The following is a 17,257-nucleotide window of genomic DNA, read 5'->3' on the forward strand; positions in this document are numbered from 1 at the left end:
CCGCTCCTCCGTCTGCCGCGTCGCAGGCGCGGCCTCCGCTGTGCGCCCGCGCTGCCTCCGCTGGCGCCCGACCGGCCTGGTCCCTCGCACGCCCCTCTGTCCGCGCTGTCCCCGTTGTCTGTCCCGCCCCGCCCTGGTCCCTTCGGTGCTTGGGCAGGGCTGCGGGGTAATCGGGTGGGTGGGCGGGAAAGTCTGTTCGTCGGCGGATGCTGCAGGCGCTGTGGCAACGCACTGGGCCCGCACCAGGAGTTGGTGCGGGCCCAGTTGAGATCGGCGGAGGCGAAGGCTACTGCTGCGGCGCCTCCGGCGCGGGAGGCTGCGGGGGCTGATACGGAGCCCCGGGCTGGAACGGCTGCCCAGGCTGAACGGGCGGCGGCGCCTGCCCACCTTGGGGCTGAGCCTGCCCCTGAGGCGCAGGCGCCTGGAACGGCTGCCCCGGCCCCGCAGGCGACTGCGGAGGCGCCGCGTTCTGCCACCCCTGCGGAGCCCCCGGCTGCTGCGGATAAGGCTGCCCACCGGGCTGCGGCTGCCCCGGCTGCGGCTGCTGAGGAGCGTAAGGCTGCTGAGGCGCCTGCCCGGGCTGAGGCCCCTGCCCAGGCTGCGGAGCCTGCCCCGGATACGGAGCCTGCCCGGGCTGCGGAGCCTGCCCCCCGTACGGCTGCTGCCCAGGCACAGGCACAGACGCACCACCAGCACCCTGCTGCCCGGGATACCCCCCCTGCCCAGGCAGGGGCGGAGCCACGACCGGCGGCGGATTGCCGTCCGAAGTCCAGAGCCCCTGCTGCTGCTGAGCCCGCACGAAGTCCTCCGCGACCATCGCGGAGAGATTGAAGTACGCCTCCCGTACCTTCGGCCGCATCATGTCGAGATCGACCTCGGCGCCAGCGGCGAGATGCTCGTCGAAGGGAATGACGACAACGCCCCGGCACCGCGTCTCGAAGTGCGACACGATGTCGTCAACCTTGATCATCTTCCCGGTCTCACGCACCCCGGAGATGACGGTGATCGACCGCGAGACAAGATCGGCGTACCCGTGGGCCGACAACCAGTCCAAGGTCGTCGACGCACTACTGGCACCATCCACGGACGGCGTCGAAATAATGATCAACTGGTCGGCAAGGTCGAGAACCCCCCGCATGGCGCTGTAGAGCAGTCCCGTACCCGAGTCGGTCAGGATGATCGGATACTGCTTCCCGAGCACATCGATCGCCCGCCGATAGTCCTCGTCGTTGAAGGTCGTCGAGACCGCAGGATCGACGTCATTGGCGATGATCTCGAGCCCGGACGCGGCCTGCGAGGTGAAGCGCCGGATGTCCATGTACGAGTTGAGGTACGGAATCGCCTGCACGAGGTCACGGATGGTGGCCCCGGTCTCGCGGCGCACGCGGCGCCCGAGCGTACCGGCGTCGGGGTTGGCGTCGATGGCAAGGATCTTGTCCTGCCGCTCGGTGGCGAGCGTCGAGCCGAGCGCGGTAGTGGTCGTGGTCTTCCCGACACCACCCTTGAGGCTGATGACAGCAATCCGATAGCAGGAGAGAACCGGAGTCCGGATCAGCTCCAACTTCCGCTGCCGCTCGGCCTCTTCCTTCTTGCCGCCGAGCTTGAACCGGGATCCACCGGCAGCGGGCCGACTGCTCTTGGCCTTGGGCTTGGTGTTGCGCAGCAGCCGGTCGGAGGACAACTCGACGGCAGCGGTGTAACCGAGCGGCGCCCCGGGATTGGTCCGCTCCCGCTGATCGTGCTGCACGGCCTGGGGCCAGGCGGCACCGGTGCGCGGATCGACAGGCGGCTGAGCCTGAGGCTGCTGCTGGGCCGGGGGCTGGGCCTGCGGCTGAGGCTGAGCCGGGGGCTGCTGCTGGGCCGGAAGCGGCTGATGCTGCTGCGGCTGTACGGGAGCAGGCGGCTGCGGCACCGCCTGCGGCACCGGCTGCTGCTGCGGGGCAGCGGGCGGCAGTGGCTGCTGGCCCTGGGGCGCCGGCGGCTGCGGGAACCCGTAACTGCCCTGAGGCGCGGGAGGGGTGGGGTCGGCCGGAGCGGGAGTGCCCTGCTGGGGGAACCCGTAGCCACCCGGCGGGACAGGAGCGCCACCCTGCTGCGGGAAGCCGTAACTGCCCTGCTGGTGAGGGTTGGCAGGAGCAGGCGCCGGAGGGCCGGCCTGCGGGAATCCGTACCCGGTGGGCGGAACAGGCGCTTCGGGGACGGGAGTCGGAGCAGGCGCCACGGGAGCCGGAGCCGGAGCCGGGGCTGGAGCAGGCGCACCGGCCTGCGGGAACCCGTACCCACTGGGAGGAGCCGTCGCATCGGCAACCGGCTGCGCGGGCGCGACGGGTGAGGGAGCCACGGGCCCGGTGGGCGAGGGCCAAGCCGGCGGCGCGGTCTGCGGAGCCGACTGCTGTACGGGCGCGGGCGTGGGCTCAGGCTGCTGCGGCGCGGGCGGCTGCACGGGCTCGGCAGCTGGCGTCGGCTCAGCGGGAGGCTGCGGCGTCGAGGCCTGGCCGGGCACGGGCCACTGGGGCGCGGAGGTAGGCGCGGCGGGCTGGAAGGCGGGGGGCAACGGCGGAAGCCCACCGTGCGGCGAGGGCGGCGGAGTCCAGGACGGCGGCACGGAGTCCTGCACTTCGTCGACAGGCGCGGCAGGCACGGCGTCCTGAGGAGCGGCATCCTGCGGAGCGGCGTCCTGGATCTCGTCAGCGACATCACCAGGACCGCCGGAGTCCTCGACATCATCAAGCGAATCATCCGAGGCAGAAACACCCTCATCCGACTCATCCGACTCATCCGGCTCATCTGCGTCCACGGACTGCCCAACAGGCTCACCGGAAGGCGGCGCGTCGTCATCGTGGCTGTCATCGGAGGAGAGGCCGGCTGCCGCCAGAAGAGACGGCTCAGGCCGCTCATCACCGAAGTCAACGTCAGCCGCGTCCGACTCATCCGTGCCGGAGGACTCCGAGGACTTCGAAGACCCCAAGAATCCCTCAGGCTCAGAGGACTCAGAGGACTCAGGGGGCTCTGAGGGGGAAAGGGGCCCGACCTCGTCCCGAGGAGCCTCCGCGGCGGCCCGCTCCTCGATCTCCCGCTTCAGAGAGGCAGAGGAGAACCGCATGGTGGCGCCACTCTCAAGATCGCCACTGCTCTCGGCAACAGGCTCAGCAACGGGCTCGACCACAGCAGCAGACGCGGAAGCAGGCTCGGGCTCGGGCTCAGCCTCGCGCTCCGACTTCGACTCCGGCTCGGCATCCGACGGAACCTCAGGCTTGGGAACGACACCAGTCACATGCACGGAGGAGGCGACACCGGCAACGGCCCCACTCCAGTCAGCGGCATCTCCAGAAGGCGAACCACTTTCAGGAGCGGCCGAAGCCGGAGAGGGGGCAGGCGCCGGGGCGGAATCCGGACCGGGAGCAACCGGAGCGGGAGCGACCGGCGGCGCGGCCCAGTCCACCTGCGGCTGGAACCCGCTTCCCACAGGAAGCTTCGGCACAGCAGTGGGCCGCCCGACCGGCGGAGCCGGAGGCTCGGGAGCAACGGGAGGGGCGGGCGGAGCGGCAGGCTCCGCAAAAGCCGAAGGCGAAGAAACCGGCGGAGTCGAAGGCGAGGAGGGTGACGAAGACGGCGCGGGCGACGCCGAGGGAGTCTCCCCCGCACTGCCGGACGCATTCTGCGTGTACCAGGCAGGAGGGGCGTAGTCGATGGTGAACTCGCCCGTCGTCTCGGCAGCGGACTCCGCGTCGGACTGATCATCGACGGGTGAGTCCCAGCCCCCGCGGATCTCGTCCCGATCGCTGTTCACAATGCCTCCTGATGTGGTCGAGCACCCTCGTGCCGTGGTGAGAAGGCGACCGATTCTGTCGTCCGATCCACCATGGCTCTCCCCGTTGTGGACGCGCACCCCCCACTCGCGGGTTCTGGCGTCGCGCCCAGTCCCAGCCTAATCACCAAAACCACAAGCACGGCAGGGCAGCCCACCCCACGAATGCTGTCCTGTGTGTCACTTCGCACCCAGAAGGCTTCCCGCACCCGCAAAACACAGCGGGCAAACCACCCCAAAAAATGACAACAAACGACAATGGGCGGCAAATTGAAGAACGCGGGGAACCCTTCACGGTTCCCGGCCACCACTTCGACGTGACGCGACGCCACCGCGTCCGACGACACTCGGTGTCTACGGCTGCTGCAAGAGCGACCGCTCGTAGATCACCTACGTGACGCCACCTGGCTCATCCCGTCGCCCCGGCGGCGGGGGCCTCATGCGCCGCACCCGCAGGGTCCCCGCCATTGCGAGACGCCGGCTCCAGGTCGAACTCTCCGTCCCGTGCCCCCAGTACGAAGGCTGTCCACTCCGCCTCGGTGTAGCGGAGCACGGTCTCAGGGTCGAGCGACGACCGCATCGCGACTGCGCCCTGCGGCAGGTATGCGATCTCGACCCGCTCCTCGGCCTCCTCAGCGCCGGGGGCACAGTGCCATTCGACCCCGGAGATATCGAGGGCGTAGAGCTCGTTCTTCTCGCGCTCCTTGCGAGCCTTGACGTCCTCGTCCTGTGCCTCGGCCATGGTGCGACGGCCCCTTCCCCACGAGTGAACCAACCGTTGGTTCAGCGTACTTGGAAGCCGGATCGTACGCAGCGCGATGCCTCGGTCACTAGGGGTTCCGGTCGGGCGCACGCTCACTGAGCCCGCCGGCCCCCTTGTACTGATCATGTTCAATAGGGCTCGCTCACGGGCCAGTTGACGCTGCGCTCCTGACTCCTCTTCGGTGCAAGAAAGGCTTTCCAGCATGAGCTACGGCCCACCCCATTCATCCTTCACCCAATCCGCGCTGACCGCGGACAGGGTGAACAAGAGGAAGCGTCTTACGAGGGCGCTGGCCGTGCTGTTGGCAGTCGTCCTGTGCGCGGGCGGCGGCATCATCTGGGGGGCGGCCGGCGGAGACGAGCCGCAGGCCAAGAACCCGAAGGTCGCCCGGCAGGCACCGGACGACATACGGGACACCGTCGAGAAGGTCCCCCGCACGCCTGAAGGGCACCTTGCAGTCGACTACAACGAGGACGAGTTCAAGAAGAGGTTCAAGAGGGATTCGGTGTACGCACCCGGTGCGTGGGCCACGGACAAGAACTTCGTCAGGGGTGTCGGCAGCACGCTCAAGGGCTTCAAGTTCGGCACGTTCGAGGAGGACTGGTCCACCGAGCTGAGCGGCCCGATCTGCGACACCACGCGGCATGTGACGGCCGACGGACGCACGGCCGTTCTTCTGCAAGAGCGTGCGGGCAAGGGCGCCAAGGACGACAAGCCCAAGGACGACAAGGACAAGGGCAAGGGCGACAAGGGCAAGGGCAAGAAGGAAAAAGACACCGAGGTCGAGGACTCGGAAAAGTACTCCTGCACCCAGCTCGCCTTCTTCGACCTGAACACCGGCAAGAAGCTGTGGCAGGTGAAGCTGCCCGACGCCAAGGGAGCCTACGCACCGAACACCAACGTCACCATGACTGGTGGCACGGTCGCTGTGGCCTGGGGTTACGGCTCCGTCGCGTACGACATGAAGCGTGGACGGGAGCTGTGGTCGACCGAGGGTTCGGGAGAGTGCCGGGACCTCGGCTTCGCGGGGGGTCGTGACCTGCTCGCGCTGGCCCAGTGCGGGGACGCCTCGGAGCCGCAGTTCAAGGTCCAGAAGGTGAGGCCCCGGACAGGTAAGGCGGAGTGGACCTACAAGGTGACTCGTGGGGTGGGCCGCGTCTACTTGGTGTCGTCCGACCCGGCGGTGCTCGCCGTCTCGGCCGGGGACATCGCCGTGACGAACTTGATCACTCTCGATGATCAGGGTGATCACCGAGCCACGATCAACATGCCGGAAGACCGCTTCCTCGACAACTGCTACAAGTCGCTCTTCGGGAACGTGGAGTCGTGTGACGGGATCGTGGTCGGTAAGGATCAGTTGTTCGTCGCGACCGACGAAGGACGGCTCGCGGACAACTGGATCGTCTCGTACGACCTCGGGACGGGGAAGACGGTCAGGAAGTTCGACTCGAAACCGGATCTCCCGATTCATCCCTTGCGGGTGAGCGGCGGGAAGCTGCTCGCCTTCCGGCCGAGCAGCGACGACATCGCACCGGCAGCGGTGCTCAGCCTGGATCCGCGTACGGGCAAGGAGACCCCGTTTCTGCTCTTCGGTATGCCGGATCGCGGCAAAATGGAGGATCCGGAGCAGAGTGAGATCATCCTTGAGGACGGCCGGATCTTCTTCGCCCCCAGGGAGCTGACCGCGGAGAACGGTGGACCCTGGGAATGGATGGCCTTCGGCGCCCTGGGGATCGAAGGAGCCTGAGGTGAAAGGGCCGGAAGCGATGGGTCCAGGAGCGGGGCGCCATCGACTGCCGCAGGGGCTGGACAGGAGCCCTGTCAGTAGCGCACAAGCCGACTGGTACCCTGTGTAACGGCCGTATGTGTACGCGCCCCCAGGACCCCCTCGATCAGGAACCTGATCGAGACCTGGAGGCAGCGCCCAGCGGACCTCGCCTTCCGAGTTATGGAAGCTCCCCTGCGATGTAGACCAGGGGCACTCGGTGGCCACGAAAAGACTACGAGGAGTAAGCGTGTCGCTCGACGCCGCTACGAAGAAGCAGATCATGACCGAGTTCGGCCAGAAGGAGGGCGACACCGGCTCCCCCGAGGTCCAGGTCGCCATGCTCTCGCGCCGCATCTCGGACCTGACCGAGCACCTCAAGACCCACAAGCACGACCACCACTCCCGTCGTGGTCTGCTGATCCTGGTCGGTCAGCGTCGCCGTCTGCTGCAGTACCTGGCCAAGAGGGACATCAAGCGCTTCCGTGCGCTGGTGGACCGTCTGGGCATCCGTCGCGGTGCGGCGGGCGCCAAGTAAGACATCGTGAAGGGGGCGGTTCCCACGCAAGAGGGGATCGCTCCCTTTGCTGTATGCGCGATCCGTGCCGGCACGGACCGCTGGGAGCGAGCGTCCCGCAGGCGAAGGTGCGCACGCTGTACGTGCGAAGTGTCACCGGCGCTTTGTAGTCTGGTCGCACAACGACATACACAACGTCATACGCACACTCACTCCGGACCGGGCAGAATCGGACTGCACGGTTCGCAGACGTAACGGCGTCGCACATGGCGACGAGACGACGTCACACAGTACGAGGAGAAGCGCACCTCAAGGAAAGCCGCCGCCGGTCCTCGGTAGTGGCCCCCGGGGTACAGCGATGGCTCGACATCGAGCAATGGCGTACCACCCGGGAGCTTCGATCGAAGACCGGCCCGCACCAGTAGGAGCGCTTCTCCGCCACCGTCCCCGGGCCACACGGGCCGTGGGGACGAAAGACGACAAGTAACGGAGAAAACGCTAGTGGAGAACGAGACCCACTACGCCGAGGCTGTTATCGACAACGGCACTTTCGGCACCCGCACCATCCGCTTCGAGACGGGCCGCCTGGCCAAGCAGGCCGCAGGCTCCGCCGTCGCATACCTGGACGACGACACCATGGTGCTGTCGGCCACCTCCGCTTCCAAGCGGCCCAAGGACCAGCTCGACTTCTTCCCCCTCACGGTGGACGTCGAGGAGCGGCAGTACGCCGCCGGCAAGATCCCCGGTTCGTTCTTCCGTCGCGAGGGCCGTCCCTCCGAGGACGCGATCCTGACCTGCCGCCTGATCGACCGCCCGCTGCGTCCTTCTTTCAAGAAGGGCCTGCGCAACGAGATCCAGATCGTCGAGACGATCATGGCGCTCAACCCCGACCACCTGTACGACGTGGTCGCGATCAACGCCGCCTCCTGCTCCACGCAGCTGGCCGGCCTGCCCTTCTCGGGCCCGATCGGCGGCACGCGCGTGGCGCTCATCAAGGGCCAGTGGGTCGCCTTTCCGACGCACACCGAGCTCGAGGACGCCGTCTTCGACATGGTCGTCGCCGGTCGTGTCCTCGAGGACGGCGACGTCGCGATCATGATGGTCGAGGCCGAGGCCACCGAGAAGACCATCCAGCTCGTCAAGGACGGCGCGGAGGCCCCCACGGAGGAGGTCGTCGCCGCCGGTCTCGAGGCCGCGAAGCCCTTCATCAAGGCGCTCTGCAAGGCTCAGTCGGACCTCGCCGCCAAGGCTGCCAAGCCCACCGGGGAGTTCCCGGTCTTCCTGGACTACCAGGACGACGTCCTGGAGGCCCTGACCGCCGCCGTGAAGTCGGAGCTCTCCCAGGCGCTGACCATCGCCGGCAAGCAGGAGCGCGAGGGCGAGCTCGACCGCATCAAGGAGATCGCCGCCGAGAAGCTGCTCCCGCAGTTCGAGGGTCGTGAGAAGGAGATCTCCGGTGCGTACCGCGCGCTGACCAAGAAGCTGGTCCGCGAGCGCGTCATCAAGGACAAGGTCCGCATCGACGGCCGTGGCCTCACGGACATCCGTACGCTCGCGGCCGAGGTCGAGGCCATCCCGCGCGTGCACGGCTCGGCGCTGTTCGAGCGTGGCGAGACCCAGATCCTGGGCGTCACCACCCTCAACATGCTCCGCATGGAGCAGCAGCTCGACACCCTTTCCCCGGTGACGCGCAAGCGCTACATGCACAACTACAACTTCCCGCCGTACTCGGTCGGCGAGACCGGCCGCGTCGGTTCGCCCAAGCGCCGCGAGATCGGCCACGGCGCGCTCGCCGAGCGCGCGATCGTGCCGGTGCTCCCCTCGCGCGAGGACTTCCCGTACGCGATCCGTCAGGTCTCCGAGGCCCTCGGTTCGAACGGCTCGACGTCCATGGGCTCGGTCTGCGCCTCGACGATGTCGCTTCTGAACGCCGGTGTGCCGCTGAAGGCCGCCGTCGCCGGTATCGCCATGGGTCTGATCTCCGAGGAGATCGACGGCGACACGCACTACGTCGCCCTCACCGACATCCTCGGTGCGGAGGACGCGTTCGGTGACATGGACTTCAAGGTCGCCGGTACGAAGCAGTTCGTGACCGCGCTCCAGCTCGACACCAAGCTCGACGGCATCCCCGCCTCGGTCCTGGCCGCCGCGCTGAAGCAGGCCCGTGACGCGCGTCTGCACATCCTCGACGTGATGAACGAGGCGATCGACGTTCCGGACGAGATGTCCCCGAACGCGCCGCGCATCATCACCGTCAAGATCCCGGTGGACAAGATCGGTGAGGTCATCGGCCCGAAGGGCAAGATGATCAACCAGATCCAGGAGGACACCGGCGCCGACATCACGATCGAGGACGACGGCACCATCTACATCGGTGCCGCCGACGGCCCGGCCGCCGAGGCCGCCCGCGCCACGATCAACGGCATCGCCAACCCGACCATGCCGGAGGTCGGCGAGCGCTACCTGGGCACCGTCGTGAAGACGACGACCTTCGGTGCGTTCGTCTCGCTCATGCCGGGCAAGGACGGTCTGCTGCACATCTCGCAGATCCGCAAGCTCGCCGGCGGCAAGCGCGTGGAGAACGTCGAGGACGTTGTCGGCGTGGGCCAGAAGGTCCAGGTCGAGATCGCCGAGATCGACTCCCGCGGCAAGCTCTCCCTCATCCCCGTCATCGAGGGCGAAGAGGGCGACGACACGAAGGACGACACCGACAAGTGACGTCGCGTAGCACCACGACGACGGCCCGCCCCTCTTCGGAGGGGCGGGCCGTCGCCCGTACCCAAACCCTCCTCAAGGGCAAGGACGGCATCGGCACGGTCCGCCGTACGACGCTGCCGGGCGGCCTCCGTGTCGTCACCGAGACCCTGCCCTCCGTACGCTCGGCGACCTTCGGGATCTGGGCGAACGTCGGCTCCCGCGACGAGACCCCTTCGCTGAACGGCGCCACGCACTACTTGGAACACCTGCTCTTCAAGGGCACCAAGAAGCGCAGCGCCCTCGACATCTCGGCCGCGCTCGACGCGGTCGGCGGCGAGATGAACGCGTTCACGGCGAAGGAGTACACGTGCTACTACGCACGCGTGCTCGACACCGACCTGCCGCTCGCCATCGACGTCGTCTGCGACATGCTGACGGGCTCCCTGATCCTCCAGGAGGACGTCGACGCCGAGCGCGGCGTCATCCTCGAGGAGATCGCGATGACCGAGGACGACCCGGGCGACTGCGTGCACGACCTGTTCGCGCACACGATGCTCGGCGACACCCCTCTCGGCCGCCCCGTCCTCGGCACCGAGGAGACGGTCAACGCGCTCACCGCCGAGCGGATCCGCCGCTTCTACAAGAAGCACTACGACCCGACCCACCTGGTGGTCGCCGCCGCGGGCAACGTCGACCACAACAAGGTCGTACGCCAGGTCCGCGCCGCCTTCGAGAAGGCCGGCGCCCTCCACCGCACCGACGCGACGCCGGTCATCCCGCGCCAGGGCTCCCGCGCCCTGCGCACGGCGGGCCGCGTCGAGGTCATCAACCGCAAGACCGAGCAGGCCCACGTCATCCTCGGCATGCCGGGCCTGGCCCGCACGGACGAGCGCCGCTGGGCCATGGGCGTCCTGAACACCGCCCTCGGGGGCGGCATGTCATCCCGCCTCTTCCAGGAGGTCCGGGAGAAGCGCGGCCTGGCCTACAGCGTGTACTCGTACACGTCGGGCTTCGCCGACACCGGCCTCTTCGGTGTGTACGCGGGTTGCCGTCCGAGCCAGGTGCACGACGTACTGAAGATCTGCCGCGACGAACTCGACGACGTCGCGCAGAACGGCCTGAGCGACGACGAGATCGGCCGTGCGATCGGCCAGCTCGCGGGCTCCACCGTCCTCGGTCTCGAGGACACCGGCGCGCTGATGAACCGCATCGGAAAGAGCGAGCTGTGCTGGGGCGAGCAGATGTCGGTCGACGACATGCTGGCCAAGATCGCGGCGGTCACCCCGGACGAGGTCCGAGAGGTCGCCCGTGACGTCCTCGGCCACCGTCCCTCGCTGTCGGCCATCGGTCCGCTCAAGGACAAGCAGGCCGCCCGCCTGCACGAAGCGGTCTCCTAACTCCCTTAAGGAATCAGGCACATGAGCAAGCTGCGCGTGGCGGTCATCGGAGCCAAGGGCCGGATCGGCTCCGAGGCCGTCCGAGCCGTCGAAGCCGCCGACGACCTGGAACTGGTCGCCGCGCTCGGCCGGGGCGACTCGCTGGACACGCTGGTGGAGACCGGCGCCCAGGTCGCGGTCGAACTGACCAACCCCGACTCGGTGATGGGCAATCTCGACTTCTGCGTACGGCACGGCATCCACGCCGTGGTCGGTACGACGGGCTGGACCGACGACCGCGTCGCGCAGCTGGAGACCTCCCTTGCCGCGTCGCCGAAGACGGGCGTCCTGATCGCCCCGAACTTCTCCATCGGCGCGGTCCTCACCATGAAGTTCGCACAGATCGCGGCGCCGTACTTCGAGTCCGTCGAGGTCGTCGAGCTGCACCACCCGAACAAGGCCGACGCCCCCAGCGGAACCGCCACGCGCACCGCCCAGCTCATCGCCGAGGCACGCAGGGAGGCGGGCAGCGCCCCGCAGCCCGACGCCACGACGACCGCGCTGGATGGTGCACGCGGCGCGGACGTCGACGGCGTTCCGGTGCACTCCGTGCGGCTGCGCGGCCTCCTAGCTCACCAGGAGGTGCTGCTCGGCGGCGAGGGCGAGACCCTGACGGTCCGGCACGACTCGCTGCACCACAGCAGCTTCATGCCGGGCATCCTCCTCGGCGTACGCCGTGTGGTGAGCACTCCGGGCCTGACGTTCGGCCTGGAACACTTCCTGGACCTGAACTGACGCGGGCCGAACCGAACTGAACTGACCCTCATGCGAGCAAAGATCACTTACGCCGTCACGGCTGCCGTCCTGGTCGTCTACTTCGTCCTGGTCGGCAGCCGCGGCGTGCTCCTGATACAGCACGGCACCGCGCTCACCGTCACCTTCGGTGTCGCGGTGCTGATCCTGCCGTTCATCGGCGTCTGGTTCCTCTGGAAGAACACCCAGTTCGTCCAACGGGCCAACCGCCTCGCTGCCCAGCTGGAAGCCGAAGGCGGCCTGCCCGTCGACGAGTTGAAGCGCACGCCCGGCGGCCGCATCGACCGTGACTCGGCAGACGAGGTCTTCGCCCGGCGCAAGGCCGAGACCGAGGACTCACCGGACGACTGGCGCTGCTGGTTCCGCCTCGCCGTCGCCTATCACGACGCCCGGGACACCCCGCGCGCGCGACAGGCGATGCAGCGCGCCATCGCGCTGCACGCGGGCAGGCCGGTCAACGCCTGACGCCGGCGATCAGGCGGTGCGCCGGTACTCGTCGGCCCACACCTCGATGGAGTCGGCCGCCCGGTTGAATGCCTCGTACCGGGCCAGGAAGTCGGCGTTGCGGTCGGTGAACAACGGCTGCTGCCCCTCGCCCCCCTGATCCCGGCGTACGAGGATGAGCGCCTGCCCCTGCACGGTGCGGGGCAGCCCCAGCCACCGCACGGGCTGCTGTGTCGTACGCACCGTCATGACCTGCGCCCACGGCACGGTCTGCGTCGTCAGGAAGGCCACACGACGCAGCCCGTGCGCGCTCACCCAGGTGCCCATCCGCAGCAGCCGCAGCGCGCAGACGATGACGACCACGGCGAGCCCCGCGCAGACCGAGGCACCCGCCGGCGAGTCCGTGAACGCGATGACCACGGCGGCGACGAGGACGTACGAGGCGAGCAGCAGAAGCAACGCGGCCGCCCCCACCCGCCACGGGCCCGGCCGGTAGGGCCGCCTCCAGTGGTCGCGGTCGTCGAACGGCAGCGCGGCGTCGTCCGCCGGCTCGTCAAAGGCGCGGTCCGCCGTCAGGAAGGGCAGGGGCACGACTGAATCCTCACTCAATCCACGCACGGGCTGTGCCCGGTGAGGCTACCGAGCCCTGTCCCCGGCTACCACCCTTGGGGGGCCATGGGGGTACCTCCCACGCTTTCAGGGCAGTGGGGGGAGAGTCAGGGGGCTGCGGTGGTCGTCAGCGACCGTCCGAGGCCTCGGACTGCTGATTCTGTGCGGGTGCCTGATCGGGCGAAAGGGCGGGCATGCCGAACAGCAGGGAACCCGCGAGTCCGGCGACCACGACCAGGCCGACCAGGGTTCGGCCCATGACCTGAGAGGCCGACGCGCGCTCTCGGGGTGGGGGAGTGACATTGCTGCGGAACTTGTCGGCTTCGGCGATGAAGGCGAACGGGACGGGCTCGCGCCGACGGAACATGGGGTGCGTTTCTCCTCACACGACTCGAACGTAACTCTGTTGTCCAGTCAGACGCTCGAAACGGCCAAATGGTGCCCGCTTTCGCCAAATTCGCCGAAGATTGTCGTGGCGAGGCACCGAACGGCTGATTGTCAGTGCCGGGCCATAGAGTGGGCGCCGCCCGAGTGATGCACATGGAAGGACCCCGCCAGTGAGCGAGACCCCCACCGAAGACCTCAAGCCCAGCTTCCGCAGCGAGGTCACCGTCGAGTTGGTGAAGCACGCGGCGAGCGACTCCGACGTCCTGTGGGCCGCCCGTGTCTCCACTGCCGGGGAGCAGTCCCTGGAGGAGCTCCAGAAGGACCCCGAGCGCTCCAAGGGCCTGATCAACTATCTGATGCGGGACCGCCACGGCAGCCCCTTCGAGCACAACTCGATGACGTTCTTCGTCAGCGCCCCGATCTTCGTCTTCCGCGAGTTCATGCGGCACCGCGTGGGCTGGTCGTACAACGAGGAATCGGGCCGCTACAGGGAGCTCCAGCCGACGTTCTACGTCCCCGACGAGTCCCGCAAGCTGGTCCAGGAAGGCCGCCCCGGGAAGTACGTCTTCGTGGAGGGCACCCAGGCCCAGCAGGAGCTCACGGGCCGCGTGATGGAGGACTCCTACCGCCAGGCGTACGAGGCGTATCAGGAGATGCTCGCCGCCGGCGTCGCCCGTGAAGTCGCCCGCGCGGTCCTGCCGGTAGGCCTCTTCTCGTCGATGTACGCGACGTGCAACGCCCGTTCGCTGATGCACTTCCTCGGCTTGCGTACGCAGCACGAGCTCGCCAAGGTCCCGTCCTTCCCGCAGCGGGAGATCGAGATGGTCGGCGAGAAGATGGAGGAGCAGTGGGCCAAGCTCATGCCCCTCACGCACGCCGCGTTCAACGCCAATGGACGTGTGGCTCCCTAAGGCACTGATGTACGGGTGGGCTGAGTGAGGTGTCCGTATTGCGGCATTTCGAGAAGTTCATCTAGCCTGATCAAACGGACCCGGCACTGCTTGAACCCCCGAGCAGGCAGTGCCGGGCTCCTCACTTGTCAGGTCCGCACACATCCCCCGAGGGGGGACCACGCGCTGAGCAGCGAGTAGCGTGTTACCCATGGCTCCGACCTCCACTCCGCAGACCCCCTTCGGGAGGGTCCTCACCGCCATGGTCACGCCCTTTACGGCGGACGGCGCACTCGACATCGACGGTGCGCAGCGACTCGCCGCCCACCTGGTGGACGCAGGCAATGACGGCCTCGTCATCAACGGCACCACGGGCGAGTCCCCGACCACCAGCAACGCGGAGAAAGCCGAGCTCGTACGAGCCGTAGTGGAAGCAGTCGGAGACCGCGCCCACGTGGTCGCGGGCGTCGGCACGAACGACACCCGCCACAGCATCGAGCTCGCCCGCGACGCCGAGCGGGTCGGCGCCGACGGCCTCCTGACCGTCACGCCGTACTACAACAAGCCCCCGCAAGAGGGTCTGCTCCGGCACTTCACGGCGATCGCCGACAGCACGGAGCTGCCGGTCATGCTCTACGACATCCCCGGCCGCAGTGGCGTACCGATCAACACCGAGACGATCGTCCGCCTCGCCGAGCACCCGCGGATCGTCGCCAACAAGGACGCCAAGGGTGACCTCGGCCGCGCCAGCTGGGCCATCGCCCGCTCCGGCCTCGCCTGGTACTCCGGCGACGACATGCTGAACCTCCCGCTGCTCTCCGTCGGCGCCTGCGGCTTCGTCTCCGTCGTCAGCCACGTGGTCACCCCGGAACTGCGCGCGATGATCGACGCGTACACCACGGGTGACGTACAGAAGGCCACGGAGATCCACCAGAAGCTGCTCCCGGTCTTCACCGGCATGTTCCGTACGCAGGGTGTGATCACCACCAAGGCGGCGCTCACCCTGCAGGGCCGCCCCGCGGGACCGCTGCGGCTGCCCCTGGTCGATCTTTCGCCCGACGAGACGGCCCAGCTCAAGATCGATCTCGCCGCCGGCGGGGTACAGCTCTAAACACAGACTTCACAACTGAATACGCGAAACACCGCAGGACAGGGTCCTGCACCCACACCAGACAACTGCTACTGCACGAACGTCATGCGCGCCACGTGCCCTGGAGGTACGTGGCGCGTGTGGTGAGGAGAGTCTTTTGAGTCATCCGCATCCCGAACTCGGCGCCCCGCCGAAGCTCCCGAAGGGCGGCCTGCGGGTCACCCCGCTGGGCGGCCTCGGTGAGATCGGCCGCAACATGACCGTCTTCGAGTACAACGGTCGCCTGCTGATCGTCGACTGCGGAGTGCTCTTCCCCGAGGAGGAGCAGCCCGGAATCGACCTGATCCTGCCGGACTTCACGTCCATCAGGGACCGCCTCGACGACATCGACGGCATCGTGCTCACGCACGGCCACGAGGACCACATCGGCGGTGTCCCGTATCTCCTGCGCGAGAAGCCGGACATCCCGCTGATCGGCTCCAAGCTGACCCTCGCGCTCATCGAGGCGAAGCTCCAGGAGCACCGCATCCGTCCGTACACGCTGGAGGTCTCCGAAGGCGAGCGCGAGCGCCTCGGCCCCTTCGACTGCGAGTTCATCGCGGTCAACCACTCCATCCCGGACGCCCTGGCCGTCGCCGTCCGCACCCCCGCGGGCATGGTGGTCGCCACCGGCGACTTCAAGATGGACCAGCTGCCGATGGACGGCCGCCTCACCGACCTGCACGCGTTCGCGCGGCTGAGCGAGGAGGGCATCGACCTCCTTCTCTCCGACTCGACGAACGCCGAGGTCCCGGGTTTCGTCCCGCCGGAGCGCGACATCTCGAACGTGATCCGGGGCGTCTTCGCCGGCGCCCAGAAGCGGATCATCGTCGCGAGCTTCGCCAGCCACGTCCACCGCATCCAGCAGATCCTGGACGCCGCCCACGAGTACGGCCGCAGGGTCGCCTTCGTCGGCCGTTCCATGGTCCGCAACATGGGCATCGCGAGGGACCTGGGATACCTGAAGGTTCCCGCGGGCCTGGTGGTCGACGTCAAGACGCTCGACGATCTGCCCGACAGCCAGGTCGTGCTCGTCTGCACGGGCTCGCAGGGCGAGCCGATGGCCGCCCTCTCCCGGATGGCCAACCGCGACCACCAGATCCGCATCGTCCAGGGCGACACGGTGATCCTGGCGTCGTCGCTCATCCCCGGCAACGAGAACGCGGTCTACCGCGTGATCAACGGCCTGACCCGCTGGGGAGCGAACGTCGTCCACAAGGGCAACGCGAAGGTGCACGTCTCCGGCCACGCGTCGGCCGGCGAGCTCCTGTACTTCTACAACATCTGCAAGCCCAAGAACCTGATGCCGGTGCACGGGGAATGGCGCCACCTGCGCGCCAACGCCGAGCTGGGCGCCCTCACCGGCGTCCCGCACGACCGCATCGTGATCGCCGAGGACGGCGTCGTCGTCGACCTCGTCGAGGGCAAGGCGAAGATCGTGGGAAAGGTCCAGGCGGGTTACGTCTACGTCGACGGCCTCTCCGTGGGCGATGTCGGCGAGCCCGCGCTGAAGGACCGCAGGATCCTCGGGGACGAGGGCATCATCTCGGTCTTCGTGGTGGTGGACTCCAGCACCGGCAAGATCACCGGGGGCCCGCACATCCAGGCCCGCGGCTCCGGCATCGATGACTCGGCCTTCTCCGCCGTCATGCCGAGGGTCCAGGAGGTCCTCGAGAAGTCGGCCCAGGACGGCGTCGTCGAGCCCCACCAGCTGCAGCAACTCATCCGCCGCACGCTGGGCAAGTGGGTCTCGGACAACTACCGCCGACGCCCGATGATCCTTCCCGTGGTCGTCGAGGTCTGACCCCGACACTGCGTGAACTGGGAGCGGGGCGCCTCGATTTGCATCGGGGCGCCCCGCTCCAGTACGTTTACGTCTCCGCCTGAACGGGAAGCACCCGGCACTCACGTGCTCGGAGCGACCCAAAGGAGGGCGGGGAATTCCGACTCAGAATCTCTGATAAAGTCGGAACCGCCGGAAAGGGAAACGCGAAAGCCGAAAGGCCGGAGCGGGAACCGGAAAGGCACCGAGGAAATCGGACACGAAAGAGTCTGATAG

At 68.0% G+C, this 17,257-nt stretch carries 13 protein-coding genes; 9 read left to right on the top strand and 4 right to left on the bottom strand.

The window, feature by feature from the left end; translation table 11 throughout:
- Positions 1-286: 286 nt before the first annotated feature.
- Both ACZ5WE_RS37875 and ACZ5WE_RS37880 read right to left on the bottom strand, forming a co-directional pair.
- Positions 287-3,790, bottom strand: coding sequence for an SCO5717 family growth-regulating ATPase (locus tag ACZ5WE_RS37875; RefSeq protein ID WP_467696091.1), 3,504 nt, complete (start codon positions 3,788-3,790; stop codon positions 287-289).
- A gap of 427 nt (positions 3,791-4,217) precedes the next feature.
- Positions 4,218-4,550 (bottom strand): DUF397 domain-containing protein, encoded by a 333-nt coding sequence (locus tag ACZ5WE_RS37880; RefSeq protein WP_467696093.1) that lies wholly within the window; start codon positions 4,548-4,550, stop codon positions 4,218-4,220.
- A gap of 316 nt (positions 4,551-4,866) precedes the next feature.
- Between ACZ5WE_RS37880 and ACZ5WE_RS37885 the strand changes: the two genes are divergently transcribed.
- From ACZ5WE_RS37885 to ACZ5WE_RS37910, 6 genes are all read left to right on the top strand, one after another.
- Positions 4,867-6,318: an outer membrane protein assembly factor BamB family protein gene (locus ACZ5WE_RS37885; protein WP_467696095.1), complete on the top strand. Its 1,452-nt coding sequence runs from the start codon at positions 4,867-4,869 to the stop codon at positions 6,316-6,318.
- A gap of 268 nt (positions 6,319-6,586) precedes the next feature.
- Entirely contained in the window at positions 6,587-6,874 is a 288-nt protein-coding gene (gene rpsO / locus ACZ5WE_RS37890; RefSeq protein ID WP_467696097.1) for a 30S ribosomal protein S15, read from the top strand.
- 480 nt (positions 6,875-7,354) lie between these two features.
- Positions 7,355-9,571, top strand: coding sequence for a polyribonucleotide nucleotidyltransferase (locus tag ACZ5WE_RS37895; protein WP_467696099.1), 2,217 nt, complete (start codon positions 7,355-7,357; stop codon positions 9,569-9,571).
- Entirely contained in the window at positions 9,568-10,947 is a 1,380-nt protein-coding gene (locus ACZ5WE_RS37900; protein ID WP_467696100.1) for a M16 family metallopeptidase, read from the top strand. The genes ACZ5WE_RS37895 and ACZ5WE_RS37900 overlap by 4 nt, the downstream gene beginning before the upstream one ends.
- Before the next feature lie 21 nt (positions 10,948-10,968).
- Positions 10,969-11,721, top strand: a complete 753-nt coding sequence (gene dapB, locus ACZ5WE_RS37905; protein WP_467696102.1) for a 4-hydroxy-tetrahydrodipicolinate reductase — start codon at positions 10,969-10,971, stop codon at positions 11,719-11,721.
- 30 nt (positions 11,722-11,751) lie between these two features.
- On the top strand, positions 11,752-12,204 hold the full coding sequence (locus ACZ5WE_RS37910; RefSeq protein ID WP_467696104.1) for a hypothetical protein: 453 nt from the start codon (positions 11,752-11,754) through the stop codon (positions 12,202-12,204).
- Positions 12,205-12,213: 9 nt separating this feature from the next.
- On the opposite strand, the gene ACZ5WE_RS37915 is transcribed toward ACZ5WE_RS37910, so the two are convergent.
- Positions 12,214-12,774 (bottom strand): hypothetical protein, encoded by a 561-nt coding sequence (locus ACZ5WE_RS37915; protein ID WP_467696106.1) that lies wholly within the window; start codon positions 12,772-12,774, stop codon positions 12,214-12,216.
- Positions 12,775-12,919: 145 nt separating this feature from the next.
- Complete coding sequence (locus tag ACZ5WE_RS37920; RefSeq protein ID WP_467696108.1) at positions 12,920-13,159, bottom strand: hypothetical protein; 240 nt, start codon at positions 13,157-13,159, stop codon at positions 12,920-12,922.
- 190 nt (positions 13,160-13,349) lie between these two features.
- On the opposite strand from ACZ5WE_RS37920, the gene thyX reads away from it, so the two are divergent.
- The 3 genes from thyX (at position 13,350) to ACZ5WE_RS37935 (ending at position 17,002) form a co-directional block, all read left to right on the top strand.
- Positions 13,350-14,090, top strand: coding sequence for an FAD-dependent thymidylate synthase (gene thyX, locus ACZ5WE_RS37925; RefSeq protein WP_467696110.1), 741 nt, complete (start codon positions 13,350-13,352; stop codon positions 14,088-14,090).
- A 190-nt stretch (positions 14,091-14,280) separates the two neighbouring features.
- Positions 14,281-15,180, top strand: coding sequence for a 4-hydroxy-tetrahydrodipicolinate synthase (dapA, locus tag ACZ5WE_RS37930; protein WP_467696112.1), 900 nt, complete (start codon positions 14,281-14,283; stop codon positions 15,178-15,180).
- A gap of 136 nt (positions 15,181-15,316) precedes the next feature.
- Entirely contained in the window at positions 15,317-17,002 is a 1,686-nt protein-coding gene (locus ACZ5WE_RS37935; RefSeq protein ID WP_467696114.1) for a ribonuclease J, read from the top strand.
- The last annotated feature ends 255 nt before the right edge of the window (positions 17,003-17,257 follow it).

The sequence above is a fragment of the Streptomyces sp. NPDC033180 genome, assembly GCF_055577645.1.

Excerpts from the sequence above, each read along its gene's own strand:
- ACZ5WE_RS37920 (WP_467696108.1), bottom strand. The coding sequence starts at position 13,159 with ATGTTCCGTCGGCGCGAGCCCGTCCCGTTCGCCTTCATCGCCGAAGCC.
- ACZ5WE_RS37880 (WP_467696093.1), bottom strand. The coding sequence starts at position 4,550 with ATGGCCGAGGCACAGGACGAGGACGTCAAGGCTCGCAAGGAGCGCGAG.
- dapB (WP_467696102.1), top strand. The coding sequence starts at position 10,969 with ATGAGCAAGCTGCGCGTGGCGGTCATCGGAGCCAAGGGCCGGATCGGC.
- dapA (WP_467696112.1), top strand. The coding sequence starts at position 14,281 with ATGGCTCCGACCTCCACTCCGCAGACCCCCTTCGGGAGGGTCCTCACC.
- ACZ5WE_RS37910 (WP_467696104.1), top strand. The coding sequence starts at position 11,752 with ATGCGAGCAAAGATCACTTACGCCGTCACGGCTGCCGTCCTGGTCGTC.